We start from the raw sequence: 16,790 nt of genomic DNA on the forward strand, positions 1-16,790 counted from the left end.
GGTCTATTCCGCGGCGCGCAGCGCCGGCCACCACATCCGCGGGCCGATCAGGGTGAACAGCGCCGGCACCACGACGGTGCGCACCACGAAGGTGTCCAGCAGGATGCCGAGCCCGACGATGATGCCCAGCTGGGTCAACACGATCAGCGGGAGCACTCCGAGCACGCAGAACACCGCGGCCAGCACGATGCCGGCGCTGGTGATCACCGCCCCGGTGGCCGAGACGGCGCGCACGATCCCGCCGCGCGTGCCGTGCCCGACGGTTTCCTCGCGCGCCCGGGTGACCAGGAAGATGGTGTAGTCGACGCCGAGCGCGACCAGGAACAGCAGCGCGAACAGTGGTGTGGCGAAATCCAGTGCGGGAAAACCGAACACGTGCACGCTGATCCAGCCGCCCAGGCCCAGCGCGGCCAGCGAGCTCAACAGGGACACCGCGACCAGCACCAGCGGCGCGAGCGCGGCGCGCAGCAGCACGTACAGCACCGCGAGCACGACGACGAGGATGGCCGGGATCAGCACCAGCCGGTCGCGGGTGGATGCGGCGCTCGCGTCACGGGCCTGTGCGTCCGAACCGCCGACCAGTGCGGACTGATCCGCTTTCCGTACTGAATCCCGCAGCGCGTCGACGGTTTCGAAGGCCTCCGCGGATGCGGGTTCGGCGTCCAGCACCACCGACCACTGGGTCAGGCCGGTGCCCGAACGGCCCGATTCGGCCGCCGACACCACGCCGGGGGTCTCGGTGATCGCCAGCTCGACCTCATTGGCCCGCTCGGTCGAGGCGAGCACCTGGGTCGGATCGGTGATTCCCCGCGGGAAATGGGCCGCCAGGGTCTCGTAACCGGTCACCGATTCGGCCTGCACCCGGAACTGTTCGGTCTGCGACAGCCCGATCGGTGTCCCGAGCAGCCCGGTGCACATCACGGCCAGCACGGCCAGGGTCGCGGCGGCCACCGGACCGGGGCGGTCGGCCACCCAGTCGGCGATCCGCCGCCAGAGTCCGCTGTCGGTCAGCGGTTCGGCGCCGGGTTGCGGGACGAACGGCCAGAACAGCCGCCGGCCGAACAGGGCCAACAGCGGTGGCAGCACCAGCAGCACGAACACCGCGGCCACCACCAGCCCGGACGCCGCCTGCAGACCGAGGCTGCGGGTGCTGGGCACCACGCCGAACAGCAGGGTCAGCAGGGCCAGCACCACGGTGGCGTTGCTGGCCAGGATCGCCGGGCCGGCGTTGCGCACCGCGACCCGGAGCGCGGCATGGTGATCGGGGTGGGCCTGTTCGCCGCCCCGGCCGAGTTCCTCGCGGTAGCGCGAGATCAGCAGCAGGGAGTAGTTGGTGCCGGCGCCGAACACCAGCACGCTGGTGATGCCCGAGGTCGACCCGTCCGGCATCAGCCCGAAGGCGTCGGCGATGTGGCTGCCCACCACCGCGGCCACCCGATCGGCGATCGCGATCACCGTCAGCGGCACCAGCCACAGCACCGGGGAGCGGTAGGTGAGGATCAACAGCACCGCCACCACCAGCGCGGTGACCACCAGCAGCGTGATGTTGGCACCGGAGAACGAGTCGGCGATGTCGGCCCCGAACGCCGGCCCGCCGGTCACCTGGGCCTGCAGATCGGCCGGCAGGCCGTCGGCCGCCGCGGTGCGCAGATCGGCGACCGCGTCGGTGAGGTCGAAGCCGGACAGTTCGCCGTCCAGCGGCACCGTCGCCACCGCGGCCATGTTGTCGTCGGAGAGCAGCACCGGCGGAGCCGGGGCGGGAGCGCCACCCGCGGCGGTGAGCAGCCGGTTCCGGGCCTCTTCGGCGGCGGCGAAGTCGTCGGGGGTCAGCATGGTGCCGTCGCCGCGGGTGACGACCAGGATGGCCGGGGCCTGGTCACCGCCGGGGAACTCGGCGCGCAACTCGTCGACCCGTGCCGAATCCGCGGTGTCCGGGACCATCGCCGGGGACTGGCTCGCACTCTCGTCGGCGCCCGCCAGGCCGATCAGGGCCCCGCAGGCCAGGATGATCGTCAACGCCGGCACCCAGGCGCGTCGAGCACTGACGAATCGGGCCAGTCGATCCCATCCGGAGATGCGCGTCACGGTCGTCCAATATGGCAGACCGCGCGGCGTGTCGGGGCGGCGACATCGCATTGCCGCCCGCGTCTGGCAGGCTTGACGAGCGATGAGTGAAACCACTGAGGGCAGGGACCCGGTGACCGACCCGGCGACCGACCCGACGGCCGAGCAGGCGACCGACCCGGTGGCCGAGGCGGCCGGGCCGGGTGGTGAGCCGAAACTCCAGGCCGGTGCGCCGGTGGACGATGAACCCGCGGCACAGGCCGAACCGGCGCGGCCGGCCCGTCCGACCGTGATGCTGCTCGGCGCCGGCGAACTGAGCCGGGAGTTGGTGCTGGCCTTCCAGCGGCTCGGTGCCGAGGTGGTCGCCGTGGACCGGTACGCCGACGCGCCGGCCTATCCGGTGGCGGATCGTTCGGTGGTGGCGACCATGAGCGACGCCGATGCCCTCACCGCGGTGATCGAACGGGAAGCCCCGCAGTACGTGGTGGCCGAATCCACCGCGGTGGCCGTGGACGCCCTGATCGCCGTCGCCGAACGCGGCTCGGTCGAGGTGTTCCCGACGCCGCGGGCCATCCGGCTCAGCTACGACCGGGAGGGATTGCGCCGGCTGGCCGCCGACGAGCTGGGCCTGCCCACCGCGCCGTTCTGGTTCGCCGGTTCCGTCGAGGAACTGACCGCGGTGGCCCAACACGCCGGGTTCCCGCTGGTCGTCCGGCCGGTCACGGGTCCGGCCGGCAGCGGGCAGTCGGTGCTGCTGCGTGAAGACGACGTCGAACCGGCGTGGCACCGGGCCATCGCCGCCGGTCACTTCGCCCAGAACCGGGTGATGGCGGAGACCGTCGTCGAGATCGACTATGAGGTGACGATGCTCACCGTCCGCACCACCGGCCCGGCGGGGCCCACCATCCGGTTCTGCGAGCCGATCGGACACCACCACCGCAACGGTGAGGTGCTGGAGCTGTGGCAGCCGCAGCAGATGTCGCCGGTCGCGCTCGACGCGGCCAAATCCATCGCCGCCCGCATCGTCAACTCGCTCGGCGGCCGCGGGGTGTACGGCGTGGAGTTGCTGGTGCGCGACGACGAGGTGTACTTCTCCGACGTGCGGGTCCGGCCGCAGGACACCGGCCTCGTAACCTTGCGATCGCAACGGCTTTCGCACTTCGAGTTGCATGCCAGGGCGATCCTGGGCCTCGCGGTGGACACCATCATGATTTCGCCGGCCGCCGCGGAGGTGCACTACGGCGGCTCCGAGGCGGCGTGGCCCGGCGGGACCGGTGGGGCCGAGCTGACGGCGGTGCTGCGGGAGGCGTTGAGCGTGCCGGAGAGCGACGTGCGGCTGTTCGGCGGACCGGATGACGAGACCGACGCCCCGCACCGTCTGGGGGTCGCGCTGGCCACCGCGCCGGACGCCACCGCGGCCCGCAGGCAGGTTCGGCAGGTGTCCACGGCATTGCGCAGGCTCTGGTGATGGTTTGGTGATCCGATGACCGAACAACCCGACGCGGCCGGCGACCGGCCGACCGCCACCCCGTTCCTCGGCGCCCTGGTGATCATCATTGGGGTGCTCATCATCGTCGGGCTGATCAACCTGTTCGACCGTGAACCGGTGACTCCCGAACAGGAGATCATCGGCGCGGTGATCGCGCAGAACGACGCACTGCAGCGGCAGGACTACGCCGACTACACGACGTTCACCTGCGCCGCCCAGCACAAGACCGAGTCCGAAGTCCTTGATGAACAACGCAACTCGGTCGACCGTCGCGGCGAACGGTACCTCGACGACGTCACCGACGTCACCATCGACGGGGATCGGGCCACCGCGCGGGCGATCTATCACTTCGACAACGCGCCCGACGACGAGGTGGCGGCCGAAATGACGTTCGTCCGGGAGGCCGGAAGCTGGAAGGTCTGTTCACCGGGTCCTCGTTAGATGTGGGAGACTCACCGCCGTGAGTTACGCAGGAGACATCACCCCGGAGCAGGCCTGGAAGCTGCTGTCCGATGATCCGGCGGCGGTGCTGGTCGACGTGCGTACCGAGGCTGAATGGCGATTCGTCGGCGTCCCGGATCTGACCTCGTTGGGGCGTCGGGCGTTGTTCATCGAATGGGTCCGGCAGGACGGCAGCCTCAATGAGAACTTCGTCGAGGAGTTGACGTCGTCCGGGTGTAAACCCGGTTCGGGTCCGGTGGTGTTCCTGTGTCGGTCCGGCAACCGCTCGATCGGCGCGGCGCGGGCCGCCACGGCGGCCGGGATCGAGCCGTCCTACAACGTGCTGGACGGCTTCGAAGGCGACCTCGACGAGCACGGCCATCGCGGCCGCACCGGGTGGAAGGCCGTCGGACTGCCCTGGAAGCAGTCATGACCGACCGGCCGCCCGCATCCAAGCCGTCCGTGCGGACCCCGGCCGGGCTGCCCGACGGGGTCGGCCCGGCCACCATCGGGGTACGCGGCGGTCTGCTGCGGTCCGAGTTCGAGGAGACGGCCGAGGCCCTGTACCTCACCTCCGGTTACGTCTATGAGTCCGCCGCCGACGCCGAGCGGGCGTTCGCCGGGGAGATCGACCGCTTCGTCTACTCCCGCTACGGCAATCCGACCATCGCGATGTTCGAGGAGCGGTTGCGGCTCATCGAGGGCGCTCCGGCCTGTTTCGCCACCGCGACCGGCATGGCCGCGGTGTTCACCGCGCTCGGCGCGCTGCTGGGCGCCGGCGACCGGTTGGTGGCGGCACGGTCGCTGTTCGGGTCGTGCTTCGTGGTGTGCAACGAGATCCTGCCCCGCTGGGGAGTGCAGACCGTGTTCGTCGACGGCGATGACCTCGGACAGTGGGAGCGGGCGCTGTCGGAGCCGACCACCGCGGTGTTCTTCGAAACCCCGTCGAATCCGATGCAATCGCTGGTCGACATCGCGGCGGTGACCGAGCTCGCCCACGCCGCCGGCGCGAAGGTGGTGCTCGACAACGTGTTCGCCACCCCGCTTTTGCAGCAGGGGTTCCAGCTCGGCGTGGACGTGGTGGTGTATTCGGGCACCAAACACATCGACGGTCAGGGCCGGGTGCTCGGCGGGGCGATCCTCGGCGACACGGACTACATCGACGGGCCGGTGCAGAAACTGATGCGCCACACCGGCCCGGCGATCAGCGCGTTCAACGCCTGGATCATGCTCAAAGGCCTTGAGACCCTGGCGGTTCGGGTGAACCACAGCAACGCGTCGGCGCACCGGATCGCCGAGTTCCTGGAAGGACACCCCGCCGTGCGGTGGGTGCGTTACCCCTTCCTGGAGTCCCATCCGCAATATGATCTGGCCAAACGGCAGATGCGAGGTGGTGGCACGGTGATCACGTTCGAGTTGGACGCACCGCCGGACGGCGGCAAACAGCGTGCGTTCGAGGTTCTCGACAAGCTGCGGTTGATCGACATCTCCAACAACCTCGGTGACGCCAAGTCGTTGATCACCCATCCGGCCACCACCACCCACCGGGCCATGGGGGCGGAGGGCCGCGCCGCGATCGGCCTCGGTGACGCGGTGGTGCGGATCTCGGTGGGCCTGGAGGACACCGAAGATCTGATCGCCGACCTGGACAGGGCGCTGAGTTAGATGGCCCGTCGGTCGTCGGCGCAGTCGCGAGCCAGGAAGGCGGAGGCGAAGAAGGCCCGGCGACGCAAACGCAAGGCGGCCCGCGACGCCACCTGGCTGCCCGACGAGACCATGGCGGCCGTGGCGGACACCACCGACGTCGAGGCGATGGACGCGGTACTGACCGCCCGCGGCTGGGAATTCGACATCGACAACTCCAGCGATGAACTGGTCAGCTGGTTCTTCGCGGCGTCGGGCATCGTCACCGACGACGAGGCGGTCGAGACCGTCACCAGGATCTGGTTGACCACCGAGGACGAGTGGCACGTCATCCTCGTCGGGTCCGGCCCCGACGGCATCGATTACGTGTTCTCCGCCGAATCGCTGCTGGCCAATCTCGACGCGGTGGAGAACTTCCGCGCCGGAGACCCCGCGCCGGTGTTCGCCTGACATCGGCTGTGCGCCGGCCGCGGCGAGCGTGAGTCGGCTGTGGCGGGGGTGAGCCGGCTGCGGCGGGTGTGCGTCGGCTGCGGTGGTTGTGCGGGTACTGCGGAGATTCGGCCGGATCCCCGCAGTGGCCGAACTATCCCCGCAGTGGCCGCACTGTCGACGCAGTGGCCGCACAGCCGGTGTGGTGGCCGCACAGTCGCCATGACGTCCGTGCACTGAAAGGCGCAGCGACGTCGTGGCGGTTCTTCAGCCGCGGCGGGTGTAAGCCGGCCGCGGCGAACGTAAGCCGGCCGCGGCGGGTGTGCACTTGCTGCGGTGGGTGTGCGTCGTTGGTGTCGGTTGTGCGGGTACTGCGGAGATTCGGCCCGATCCCCGCAGCCACCGCACAACCAGCACAGCCACCGCACAACCACCACAGCCACCGCACGCTCACCGCGCGGCCGGCACACCCGACGCTCTAGGACTTCTGTCCGGACCTGTCCTGCTGCTTGTTTCCACCCTCGAGCACCCCGAGCGCCTGCTGCGCCCGTTGCTCGTAGCCTTGGCGCGCCTGCTGGTCGAACTCCAGGAAAACGGTGTCCAGCCCGAGCCGCTTGTTCAGCCAGCGACGCCCGCGCGGGCCGAGCGTCTGCGCGGCCTGGGCGATGAACCGGAGTGGACCGGGAACCGACACATGCGTTTTGGGCTTGTCGAGCGTCTTGACGATCGCCGCGGCGATGTCCTCGGGCTCGGCCGGTTTGGTCGCCGCCGTCTCCTTGGTGCCCGAGATCAGCTCGGTGCGGGTGAACGGCGGCATCACCACCGACACCTCGACCCCGTAGGGCGCCATCTCGTCGGCCAGGGCCACCGACAACCCGACCACGCCGAACTTCGCGGCGTTGTACGGCACCTGACCGGGCACCGGGATCAGCCCGGACATCGACGCGATGTTGATGATGTGCCCGCTGCGGCGCCGGACCATATCCGGCAGCGCCAGCTGACAGCCGGTGAGCACGCCGTACAGGTTCACCTCGATGGAGGACCGGATCGCCTGCTCGGACTGCTCCAGGAAGGGACCGATCGGCATCACCCCGGCGTTGTTGATGAGCACGTCGATGTGCCCGCCGCCGTCGGTGCGCGCCTTGTCCAGGAACGTCGCGAACGACTCGCGGTCGGTGACGTCGAGCGGGTAACCCGACACCGGCCCGAGCCTGCCCAGTTGCGCGACGGCCGACTCCTGCAGTGCCACGTCCCGGTCGCCGATGACCACTCGTGCACCCCGCGCCAACAGCGCTGTGGCGGTGGCGTAGCCGATGCCGCGGGCGGCCCCGGTGATCGCGATGGTCTTGCCCCTGATGTTGTCCATGGGCCCAGACTTTACAGGTGTCAAGTTTTCTCCGGAAGTGGGCTGCCGCTCCACCGGGGCACCCCCGCACCAGCGCGGACTTCCGGGAAAAAACGTCGGCGGCGCCTGGGGCGGGCATACGATTCTGCGGGTGGAGCGGGTTCGCTGGGTCTCAGCGAAACGGCGGTCGACCTGGGCGGCGCTGAACGAAGCCTTCGGCCCAAGTCGGCGCCGCGGCGCGGTGCTCGTCGGCCCGGCGGGCGCGGGTAAGACCGAGCTGGCCCGCACGGTGCTGCAGCACCGCCGCCGTGAACAGCCGCACACGGTGCTGCACTGGGTCGCGGGGACCGCTTCGGCGAGCCGGATCCCGTTCGGGGCGTTCAGCCATCTGGTCGAGACCGGCGGTGGCGGAGAACCCGCGACGGTGTTGCGGACGGCGCGGGAGTCGCTGTGCGGACCGGTCCTGCGCGACCGCACCCGGACCGGCCTGCTGTTGATCGTCGACGACGCCCACCATCTCGACACCCTGTCGGCCACGCTGGTGCATCAGGTCGCGGTGAGCACCCCGGCGTCGCTGTTGCTCACCGTGCGCGACGGCGAACCGGTGCCCGATGCGATCACCGCGCTGTGGAAAGACGATCTGCTGGCCCGCATCGACATCGAGCCGTTCAGCCAGGCCGAGTGCGAACGGCTGCTGGCGGATGCGCTCGGCGGCCGGGTGGAATCGGCCAGCGCCGAACGGCTGTACGCGATCAGTGAGGGCAACCCGCTGTATCTGCGTCACCTGGTCACCGGCACCGTCGCGTCCGGGGCGCTGCGTGAAGTGGAGGGAATCTGGCAGTTGCGCGGCGAGGTCGCGCTGACGCCGCAGCTGTCCACCCTCATCGATCAGCACCTGTCCGCGCTGCCGGATCAGATCCGCACCGTGCTGGCGTACCTGGCCATCGAGGAACCGCTCACCGTCGCGGATCTGTCCGATCTGGTCAGCCCGGAAGCGGTCGAGGCCGCCGAAGCCGCCGGAGCGGTCACCGTCGACGAACGCGGAGCCGACCTGATCGTGCATCCGGCGCATCCGCTCTACACCGAGACCGTGCGGGCCGGGCTGGGGCGGCTGACCCGGCGCAGCCTGCGCACCGCGCTGGTGGCGCGCTGGTCCCGGCGGCCACCGGACAACGTCAGCGACCGGCTGCGGCTGGCCGCCCTGGCGGTGAACAGTCAAACCCCGCCCCCGGCAACAGATCTCATCGCCACATCGTGGGAGGCGATGCAGCTGGGGGATCTGCTGCTCGGGGAGCAGCTGGCACGCGGGGCGCTGGGACAGTCCGACACGCTCGCCGCCCGGCTTCCGCTGGCGCACGCCCTGGCCTGGCAGGGCCGCGGCCGGGAGGCCGACGACGTGCTGGCCGCCGTCGACCCTGACCGGCTGACCGAATTCGACATCATGGCCTGGACGCTGCCGAAGGCGGCCAACCAGTTCTGGATGCTGTCGGAGTCGGCCGAGGCGATCGCCCTGCTGGACCGGATGCGCACCCGACTGCATCAGCCGGCGGCGGTGACCGCGTTCGACGCCCTGGCGGCCACGTTCGCGATGAACGCCGGCCAGCCGCGGACGGCTCTCGAACTGGCCGGTCGGGTCCTGCAGACGCCGGAGAGCCAGGACCTCGCCGTCGCCTGGGCGGCGGCGACGGCGACGCTGTCCAGCGCCCGGATGGCGCGGTTCGACGAGGTGGAGACCCACGCCGCGCGCGGCCTGGCCGCCCAGCACCCCGGGCTGCTGCGGTTCACCATCGGACTCGGGCAGATCACCCGGCTGATCCTGGCCGGGGACCTGACCCGCGCCGATTTCCTGGCCCACCACTATCTGAGCTTCTGCGAATTCCAGCAGCCCGGCCGCGCGATCGGCGAGGTGTTGCTGGCGCACATCCTGATCGCGCGCGGTGATCTGCCCACGGCGACGACGCTGCTGCGGCAGGCGGCGGCGGCGTTGAGCAGCACCGGTTATTCGTGGGGACCGCTGGCGTTGATGCAGCTCACCCAGGTGCTCGGTGCCCGCGGGGACGCCGACGGGGCGTCGGAGGCGCTGCGCCGCGCCGAACACAGCCACGGGACGCGTTCGGAGTTGTACGCCCCCGAACTCGCGTTGGCCCGGGCCTGGACCCGGGCCGCGGCCCGCGATCTGCCGGGTGCGCTGCGGGGCGCGCGCGACGCCGCCGACGCCGCCGAGCGGTCCGGGCAGCTGGCGGTGGCGCTGCGGGCACTGCACGACGGGGTCCGCCTGGGCGATCTGCAGGCGGCCGAGCGGATCGACCGGCTCAGCGCCGAGATCGACTGCGTGTTCGGCCGGCTGGCGGCCACCCATGCCCGGGCCGCGGCACAGCGCCGCGGACCTGATCTGGACCGGGTGGCGGCCGAGCTGGCCGACATCGGGATGATCGCCGCGGCCGCCGACGCCGCGGCGCAGGCCGCCCAGGCGTATGCCGCGGAAGGGCAGCGGTCCGCCGAACTGACCGCCCGGTCCCGCGCCGCCGAATGGTCCAAGCGGTGCGGAAGCCCGTCGACGCCGGTGCTGGAACGGGTCCTCAACCCGTTGCCACTGACCGGACGGGAACGCGAGATCGCGGTGATGGTCGCGCAGGGGCTGACCAACAAGGCGATCGCGGAACGGCTGTGCGTGTCCGTGCGCACCGTGGAGGGACACATCTACCGGGCCTGCATCAAGCTCGACGTGGCCGACCGGACACTGCTGGCCGCAGCGGTGGCCGCCGACGGCTGACGACACCGTCCGGTGCCGAAAGGGGGGGAGACGATGGGACATCTGGCCGCACCGCTGGCGATGCCGGAGGCCGAGATCGTGCTACGCGCCCCGGCCGGGGTCGCGCTGCCGAAGGTCGAGACGATCTGGTTTCGGACACCGGACGGGCTGCAGCTGAACTTCAAACATCTGCCACCCGCCACCGGCAGCACCGACCGCGGCCCGGTGCTGCTGGTGCACGGATCGGGAGTGCGGGCCAACCTGTTCTGCCCGCCGAGCATCATCACGCTGCCCGCGATGCTGTCCGCCGAGGGCTTCGACGTGTGGATGCTCAACTGGCGGGCCAGCATCGACGTGCAGCCGACGGAGTACACGTTCGACGACGCGGCGGCTCAGGACTTCCCCACGGCCACCCGGGAGATCCTCGACCGCACCGGCCGCAGCACCCTGAAAGCCGTGGTGCACTGCCAGGGTTCGCACGCGTTCATGATGTCGATGACGGCGGGTCTGCTGCCCGAATACACCCGGGTGGTGGCGAGTTCGACGGCGCTGCACCCGCGGATCCGGCGGGCGGCCGCGGTCAAACTGCCGTTCGCGATGGCGACGCTGGGCCGCAGCGTGGACTTCTTCAATCCGCAGTACGGCCTGTACGCCCCGTGGTTCTGGCCGCGGCTGATGGACTGGCTGGTGCGCGCCGTCCACCACGAGTGCCGCAACCCGGTGTGCAAACACGCCAGCTTCGTCTACGGCGTGGGGTCCCCCACCATGTGGAACCACGAGAACCTCGACGAGATCACCCACGACTGGATCAAGGGCGAGTTCGCGCACGTGCCGGTGAGCCTGTTCCGCCAGACCCGCGACTGTCTGTCCGCCGGCCATCTGGTGTCCACCGGGAGGTATCGGGAGCTGCCCCGCGAATTCGGCGTCGGACCACCACATCCCGATGTGCGCGCCGAGTTCAAGTTCATCACCGGTGCGGACAACCGCACCTTCCGGCCCGACGGTATGCGCGCCACCTGGGAGTACTTCGAACGGTACGCGCCCGGGGTGCACGCGTTCGAGCAGTTCCCCGGCTACGGACACCTCGACATGTTCCTCGGCCAGTACGCGGCCGTCGACGTCTTCCCGGCAATCATCGACTGGCTGAAGGGCGGTCCCGGTGGCGAAAACGATTCTGGGCGCTGATCTCGCGTTGCTGCTGTGCGTCTCGGTGCTGGCCGGCTCCTGGCTGGGCCTCGGCGCCACCCCGCCCGCCGAGCTGGGGTGGGCGCTGGGCGCGGTGGTGCTGGCCGCGGTGATGGCGGTGACGGAGATGTTCAGCGGGTTGCGGTGGCCCGCGTTGATCGCCCTGGCCGCCACGGTCGTCGGCCTGGTCGCCGTGCTCTCCGGCATGGTGACCCGCGGCTGGGGCTGGGCCTGGGTGGTGGCCTGGGTCGCCGTCGCGGGCTGGTTCGCGTTGCTGGCCGCCGCCGAGCGGAGCGACAGGTGACCGGGCTGCGGTTCCGGGAGACGATGACCGGCCGGATCGCGATGCGCGCAACCGATCCGGCCGCGGGATACCGGCAGACCGCCGCGGTGGCGGCCACGTTGCGCGTCGAGGTGGACATTCCCGACGTCGCGGCGTTCCTCGCCGGTCCCCGCATCGGGCGGCTGCGGGCGGAGCTGATCGTCCCGGTGCTCGGCGGCCGCTACCTGTCCACCGACGGTGAGTTCCACCTGTTCGACCGGGGCCGCGCGGCCGACAGTGTTCAGGAAATACGTTACACAGCAGACCTTTTCAACAACGATCGGCAGTACCGGATGGACGGGCGCAAGCTGGTGGGCCGGCGACCTTGGCGGGTGTGGCCGGACACCACGCGGCTGCACCTCACCCTGACCGATGTCACCCCGCACACCCCGTCCGATCCGGACAGCTTCCGGCCCCGCACCGCCGCCGGCGTCGTCAGCATCGGGCCGGGCGACTTCATCCGGCAGTTGGGCACCATGCGCGGCTATCCCGCGGACCCGCGCACCCGCTGGGTGGTGCCCCGGTATCTGCTGTTGTTCGCGCGTTGCCTGGCCACCGGCTACTGCGGCCCCGAGACAGAACACCCCGGAAGGAACACAGATGAGCTACCGGACCGGTGACGTTCCCGACCGAACCGAGGTGTTGATCATCGGTTCCGGATTCGGCGGCGCGGTGTTCGCCGAGCGGCTCTCCGCCGCCGGAGTGGGGGTGTGTGTGATCGAACGGGGCAGGGCGTATCCGCCCGGTTCGTTTCCCCGCACCCCCGCCGAGTTCGCACGCAACTTCTGGGCTCCGCACGACAATCTGTACGGGCTGTTCGACATCTGGTCGTTCCGCGGCCTGGAGGCGATCGTGTCCAGCGGCCTCGGTGGCGGCTCGCTGATCTACGCCAATGTCATGCTCCGCAAACCCGCCGAATGGTTCACCCAGCCGCACCCGCACCGGCCCGGGGTGTGGGAGCGGTGGAGCTTCACCCGCGAGGATCTGGATCCGCACTACGACGCCGTCGGGGAGTTCCTCGACCTCGAGACCACCCCGGTGAGCAAGGATCCCGCGGACCCGTTCCACCTGCCCAAGACCGCCGCGTTCCGCGCCGCGGCGGGCCCGGACACCGAACTGGCGCCGCTGGCGGTGCGGTTCCGCGACGTCGCCGGAAACCCCGCCGTCGGCGCACCCCTGCCGGATGCCGACTACCCCAACATCTTCGGCGCCCACCGGCGCAGCTGTGCGCTGATCGGCGAATGCGACATCGGCTGCAACGAGGGTGCCAAGAACAGCCTCGACCACACCTACCTGTCCGCGGTGGCCGCCCGCCCCAACGCGTCGATCCACGTCCGGGTCGAGGCCGAGACGATCGAACGCCGCCCGGACGGCACCTTCGCCGTCGGCGTCCGCACCCACGATGCGGTCGGGAACCGGACCGACACCACCGTCATCGCCGATCAGGTGGTGGTGTCGGCCGGAACGTTCGGCAGCACCTTTCTGCTGTTGCGCAACCGGGCCCGGCTCGACCTCCGCCCGGACGGCCCGCTGGGCACCCGGTTCTGCGGGAACGGTGACCTGCTCGGGCTGATCCTCAAGGCCCCGACCGTGCTGGCCGGCACCCGCGGCCCGGTCATCACCGCGTCCCACCGGTACGACGACGCGCACGGAATGTATCTGCAGGACGCCGGATTTCCCAACTTCGCGGCCTGGCTCATCGAAACCCGGTTCGGCGCCGGCCACTACCGCCGGCTCGCGAAGTTCACCGGCAAACGGCTCTGGGCGGCGCTCACCCGCCGTGGCCAGACCTCGATCGCCGGTGACATCGCGCGACTGCTGGGCGACGGCAGATTCACCGACTGCGGGATGCCGGTGCTCGGCATGGGCCGCGACGTGCCGGACGGCCGGCTGTTCCTGCGCGGCGACGATGTCCTGGAGAGCGACTGGACCTCCACCACGTCCGCGGCGCACTTCGACGCGCTCATCGGCCGGATGCGGGCGGTGGCCACCGCACTCGGTGGCACGTTCACGCCCAACCCCACCTACCTGCTGAAGAAGCGGGTCATCACCGTGCACCCGCTGGGCGGCTGCCCCGCGGACACCTCGGAGTCGACCGGGGTGGTCGACGGGTACGGCCGGGTGCACGGTGTGCCCGGGCTCTGGGTGGCCGACGGATCGGTGTTCCCCGGACCCGTCGGCCCCAACCCGTCGTTCACCATCGCCGCCTTCGCCCGCCGCGCCGCCGGGCAGTTCCTCGCCGACCTGGGCCGAAGCCGAATCGGGTAGCGCACTACGCGTGCCCGCGGCCGCCCCCCGGCCGTACGTTTTCGTCACGACCACCGAACACCAGGTGATCGACACCGAGACATCCCGGGGGAGTGACTGAAAATGACTGTGCAACAGCATCATCCGAATGCCGCAACCGCGCCCGTTGCGACACCGCCCAGCACGCTGATCACCGAACACGAGGTGCGGCTGGCGACCACCGCGGCGGCAGGCGTGACGGCGCCACCGGCCCCGGCGCCCACGGGCGACCGGACCACCTGGTGGCAGCGGCTGTGGACCAGGACTGACCCGCCCCGTCCGCGCCGCCGCCACTATCCCGCCCGCTACCGGTTCCTCGAGGACGCCGCGATGGCCCGGGAGATGCACCGGCTATGAGTCCCGTCCTGATGGTCGCCATGGCGGTCGTGACGGCAGTCGGCGCCGTCGGCCTGTACCGGCTGTCCGCCTGGCTGGAGCGCTGGGATTACCAGCGCCACTTCTACGACTGACGGCCCGGATACTGGAATTCGTGTCCACCGTCGAGCAATTGTCCTTCCAGGCGGTCGGCCGGCATCACCGGCTGGCCGAACCGCTGCTGGCCGAACTCGCCGTCGAGTACGCGCACCGCTACGACAGCACCGTCGACCGGGTCGCGAGGTGGTTGCGCTCCGCGCCGGCCGCCGAGTTCGAGCCACCCGACGGAGCATTGGTGATCGGCCTGCTCAGCGGGCAGCCGGTGACCGGCGGGGCGTTCCGCCGGTTCGACGCCCACACCGCGGAGCTCAAGCGGATCTGGACCGACAGCCGCCACCGTCGCCGCGGCCACGCCCGGGCGTTGCTGGCCGAACTGGAGCGCCGGATCACCGCCCGCGGATACCGGCGCATCTACCTGACCACCGGCGATCGGCAGCCCGAGGCCGAGGCGCTCTATCGGGCCGCCGGCTACTCCCGGCTGCCGAAACCGTTGCCCGGCGACGAGGAGGGATATCCGGTGGCGTTCCTCAAGGAACTCGGCGGGCCCGGCAGCTGAGTCGACGGTGCTCAGGCCGGGGTGGCCAGCCGGGCCGCGGTGCTGATCTCCCCGCGCCACACCGGCCCGTGGCCGGGAAGCAGCACCTCGGCGTCGAGCAGACCGAGGGCGGCCACACTGCGCACACAGCTGTCCTGGTCGTGGTTGAACACCTCCGGCAGCAGCTGGGGGCCGCGCCGCGGCGCCACCGGATGCCCGGTCACCAGCGCGTCACCGGAGACCAGCACCTCCCCGATCAGATAGGAGCAGTGCCCCGCGGTGTGGCCGGGGCTGGGGATGACCACCGGTTGACCCGGCAGCTGGGCGGCCACGTCCTCGGTCAGCGCCCGGGTGCCGGGGATGCCCTCCCGCACCAGCGCCCCGGTGCGGACCGCGGTGAGCGACCAGGTCAGCCACCGCGGCCGCCACAACTGACCGGCCAGATCCAGCGGCGACACCTGCTCCAGGTACGCGCGCTTGGCGTGGCCGACCTCGTCGGCGTGGCAGAACACCGGGGTGCCGTGCGTCTTGGCGAACCAGATCGCCGAGCCGAGGTGATCGATGTGCGCGTGCGTCAACAGGATGGCGCGGACGGCGTCGGGCCCGAAGCCCAGCTGCCGCAGCGAATGCAGGACGAGGCCGCGTTGACCGGGATACCCTGCGTCGATGAGCACGACCCCGGTCCCGTCGGTGACCAGCACCCAGTTGACCAGGTCGGTGTTCGCGAAGTGAACGGAGTCGGTGATCTGTTCGAGTCTGACCGCCGGCGCTGCCATCCCGCGAGTGTAGATAACCGGCACTGGAGTAGAAACAAGGTAGGAGACGCGACGAACAGGAAGACGTCCAGTGGCTGAACTCAAGTTGGGGTACAAGGCATCGGCGGAGCAGTTCGCGCCGCGGGAACTCGTGGAGCTCGGGGTCGCCGCCGAGGAACACGGCATGGACAGCGCCACGGTCAGCGACCATTTCCAGCCGTGGCGGCACAAGGGCGGACATGCCCCGTTCTCGCTCGCGTGGATGACCGCGGTGGGGGAGCGCACCAAGCGCATCACGCTGGGCACGTCGGTGCTGACGCCGACGTTCCGGTACAACCCGGCGGTCATCGCGCAGGCGTTCGCCACCATGGCGTGCCTGTATCCGGACCGGATCTTCCTCGGGGTGGGCACGGGGGAGGCGCTCAACGAGATCGCCACCGGTTACGAGGGTGAGTGGCCCGAGTTCAAGGAACGGTTCGCCCGGCTGCGCGAGGCGGTGCGGCTGATGCGGGAGCTGTGGCTCGGTGACCGGGTCGACTTCGACGGCGAGTACTACCGGACCAAGGGCGCTTCGATCTACGACGTGCCCGAGGGCGGGGTGCCGGTGTACATCGCCGCGGGCGGACCGGTGGTCGCCAAGTACGCCGGACGGGCAGGCGACGGCTTCATCTGCACCTCCGGCAAGGGTGCGGAGCTCTACCAGGACAAGCTCATCCCAGCCGTCGCCGAGGGCGCCGCCGCGGCCGGCCGCGACGCCGACGAGATCGACAAGATGATCGAGATCAAGATCTCCTACGATCCCGATCCCGAGCTGGCGCTGGAGAACACCCGGTTCTGGGCGCCGCTGTCGTTGACGGCCGAACAGAAGCACTCCATCGACGATCCGATCGAGATGGAGCGGGCCGCCGACGAGCTGCCGATCGAGCAGGTGGCCAAGCGCTGGATCGTCGCCTCCGATCCGGACGAGGCGGTGGAGCAGGTCGCCCAGTACGTGAAGTGGGGCCTGAACCATCTGGTGTTCCACGCCCCGGGTCACGATCAGCGCCGGTTCCTGGAGCTGTTCCGCACAGATCTGGAGCCCCGGCTGCGCCGGCTGGGCTGATCGGGC

Annotated in this window: 16 protein-coding genes; 13 read left to right on the top strand and 3 right to left on the bottom strand. The window is 70.5% G+C overall.

Going from position 1 to position 16,790, the window contains the following annotated elements:
* Positions 1-3: 3 nt before the first annotated feature.
* Positions 4-2,025 (bottom strand): MMPL family transporter, encoded by a 2,022-nt coding sequence (locus CKW28_RS02305; RefSeq protein WP_003926678.1) that lies wholly within the window; start codon positions 2,023-2,025, stop codon positions 4-6.
* Positions 2,026-2,167: 142 nt separating this feature from the next.
* On the opposite strand from CKW28_RS02305, the gene purT reads away from it, so the two are divergent.
* Genes purT through CKW28_RS02330 form a run of 5 tightly spaced genes read left to right on the top strand, consistent with a single transcriptional unit; the run spans position 2,168 to position 6,088 of the window.
* Positions 2,168-3,532 (top strand): formate-dependent phosphoribosylglycinamide formyltransferase, encoded by a 1,365-nt coding sequence (purT, locus tag CKW28_RS02310; protein WP_040547269.1) that lies wholly within the window; start codon positions 2,168-2,170, stop codon positions 3,530-3,532.
* Positions 3,533-3,547: 15 nt separating this feature from the next.
* A complete protein-coding gene (locus CKW28_RS02315; RefSeq protein ID WP_003926676.1) occupies positions 3,548-3,994 on the top strand; it encodes an Rv0361 family membrane protein in 447 nt (148 codons plus the stop codon).
* Between the two features lie 19 nt (positions 3,995-4,013).
* The gene (locus CKW28_RS02320; RefSeq protein WP_003926675.1) at positions 4,014-4,427 is read left to right on the top strand and encodes a rhodanese-like domain-containing protein; all 414 of its coding nucleotides are present in this window, start codon (positions 4,014-4,016) and stop codon (positions 4,425-4,427) included.
* Positions 4,424-5,659, top strand: coding sequence for an O-succinylhomoserine sulfhydrylase (locus tag CKW28_RS02325; RefSeq protein ID WP_003926674.1), 1,236 nt, complete (start codon positions 4,424-4,426; stop codon positions 5,657-5,659). Before CKW28_RS02320 ends, CKW28_RS02325 begins: the two co-directional genes overlap by 4 nt.
* Positions 5,660-6,088 (top strand): hypothetical protein, encoded by a 429-nt coding sequence (locus CKW28_RS02330; protein ID WP_003926673.1) that lies wholly within the window; start codon positions 5,660-5,662, stop codon positions 6,086-6,088. It begins immediately after the preceding gene.
* A gap of 457 nt (positions 6,089-6,545) precedes the next feature.
* Here the strand turns inward: CKW28_RS02330 and CKW28_RS02335 are convergent, their stop codons facing one another.
* Positions 6,546-7,433, bottom strand: a complete 888-nt coding sequence (locus CKW28_RS02335; protein ID WP_003926672.1) for an SDR family oxidoreductase — start codon at positions 7,431-7,433, stop codon at positions 6,546-6,548.
* A gap of 130 nt (positions 7,434-7,563) precedes the next feature.
* Here CKW28_RS02335 and CKW28_RS02340 point away from each other — a divergent pair, with 130 nt between their 5' ends.
* The 7 genes from CKW28_RS02340 (at position 7,564) to CKW28_RS02370 (ending at position 14,948) form a co-directional block, all read left to right on the top strand.
* Complete coding sequence (locus tag CKW28_RS02340; protein ID WP_003926671.1) at positions 7,564-10,185, top strand: helix-turn-helix transcriptional regulator; 2,622 nt, start codon at positions 7,564-7,566, stop codon at positions 10,183-10,185.
* Positions 10,186-10,218: 33 nt separating this feature from the next.
* The gene (locus CKW28_RS02345; RefSeq protein WP_003926670.1) at positions 10,219-11,349 is read left to right on the top strand and encodes an alpha/beta hydrolase; all 1,131 of its coding nucleotides are present in this window, start codon (positions 10,219-10,221) and stop codon (positions 11,347-11,349) included.
* Complete coding sequence (locus CKW28_RS02350; RefSeq protein WP_003926669.1) at positions 11,324-11,653, top strand: hypothetical protein; 330 nt, start codon at positions 11,324-11,326, stop codon at positions 11,651-11,653. The genes CKW28_RS02345 and CKW28_RS02350 overlap by 26 nt, the downstream gene beginning before the upstream one ends.
* Entirely contained in the window at positions 11,650-12,291 is a 642-nt protein-coding gene (locus CKW28_RS02355; RefSeq protein ID WP_003926668.1) for a hypothetical protein, read from the top strand. Before CKW28_RS02350 ends, CKW28_RS02355 begins: the two co-directional genes overlap by 4 nt.
* On the top strand, positions 12,272-13,939 hold the full coding sequence (locus tag CKW28_RS02360; RefSeq protein WP_003926667.1) for a GMC oxidoreductase: 1,668 nt from the start codon (positions 12,272-12,274) through the stop codon (positions 13,937-13,939). The genes CKW28_RS02355 and CKW28_RS02360 overlap by 20 nt, the downstream gene beginning before the upstream one ends.
* A 102-nt stretch (positions 13,940-14,041) precedes the next feature.
* A complete protein-coding gene (locus tag CKW28_RS02365; protein ID WP_040547267.1) occupies positions 14,042-14,314 on the top strand; it encodes a hypothetical protein in 273 nt (90 codons plus the stop codon).
* Between the two features lie 133 nt (positions 14,315-14,447).
* A complete protein-coding gene (locus CKW28_RS02370) occupies positions 14,448-14,948 on the top strand; it encodes a GNAT family N-acetyltransferase (protein WP_003926664.1) in 501 nt (166 codons plus the stop codon).
* 11 nt (positions 14,949-14,959) lie between these two features.
* Here the strand turns inward: CKW28_RS02370 and CKW28_RS02375 are convergent, their stop codons facing one another.
* Positions 14,960-15,703 (bottom strand): MBL fold metallo-hydrolase, encoded by a 744-nt coding sequence (locus CKW28_RS02375; protein ID WP_003926663.1) that lies wholly within the window; start codon positions 15,701-15,703, stop codon positions 14,960-14,962.
* Between the two features lie 70 nt (positions 15,704-15,773).
* On the opposite strand from CKW28_RS02375, the gene fgd reads away from it, so the two are divergent.
* The gene (fgd, locus tag CKW28_RS02380) at positions 15,774-16,784 is read left to right on the top strand and encodes a glucose-6-phosphate dehydrogenase (coenzyme-F420) (RefSeq protein ID WP_003926662.1); all 1,011 of its coding nucleotides are present in this window, start codon (positions 15,774-15,776) and stop codon (positions 16,782-16,784) included.
* The last annotated feature ends 6 nt before the right edge of the window (positions 16,785-16,790 follow it).

This window comes from Mycolicibacterium thermoresistibile (genome assembly GCF_900187065.1).
Classification (GTDB): domain Bacteria; phylum Actinomycetota; class Actinomycetes; order Mycobacteriales; family Mycobacteriaceae; genus Mycobacterium; species Mycobacterium thermoresistibile.

Coding starts and splice junctions, on each gene's coding strand:
- purT (WP_040547269.1), top strand. CDS start 2,168: ATGAGTGAAACCACTGAGGGCAGGGACCCGGTGACCGACCCGGCGACC.
- CKW28_RS02315 (WP_003926676.1), top strand. CDS start 3,548: ATGACCGAACAACCCGACGCGGCCGGCGACCGGCCGACCGCCACCCCG.
- CKW28_RS02325 (WP_003926674.1), top strand. CDS start 4,424: ATGACCGACCGGCCGCCCGCATCCAAGCCGTCCGTGCGGACCCCGGCC.
- CKW28_RS02330 (WP_003926673.1), top strand. CDS start 5,660: ATGGCCCGTCGGTCGTCGGCGCAGTCGCGAGCCAGGAAGGCGGAGGCG.
- CKW28_RS02335 (WP_003926672.1), bottom strand. CDS start 7,433: ATGGACAACATCAGGGGCAAGACCATCGCGATCACCGGGGCCGCCCGC.
- CKW28_RS02345 (WP_003926670.1), top strand. CDS start 10,219: ATGGGACATCTGGCCGCACCGCTGGCGATGCCGGAGGCCGAGATCGTG.
- CKW28_RS02360 (WP_003926667.1), top strand. CDS start 12,272: ATGAGCTACCGGACCGGTGACGTTCCCGACCGAACCGAGGTGTTGATC.
- CKW28_RS02365 (WP_040547267.1), top strand. CDS start 14,042: ATGACTGTGCAACAGCATCATCCGAATGCCGCAACCGCGCCCGTTGCG.
- CKW28_RS02375 (WP_003926663.1), bottom strand. CDS start 15,703: ATGGCAGCGCCGGCGGTCAGACTCGAACAGATCACCGACTCCGTTCAC.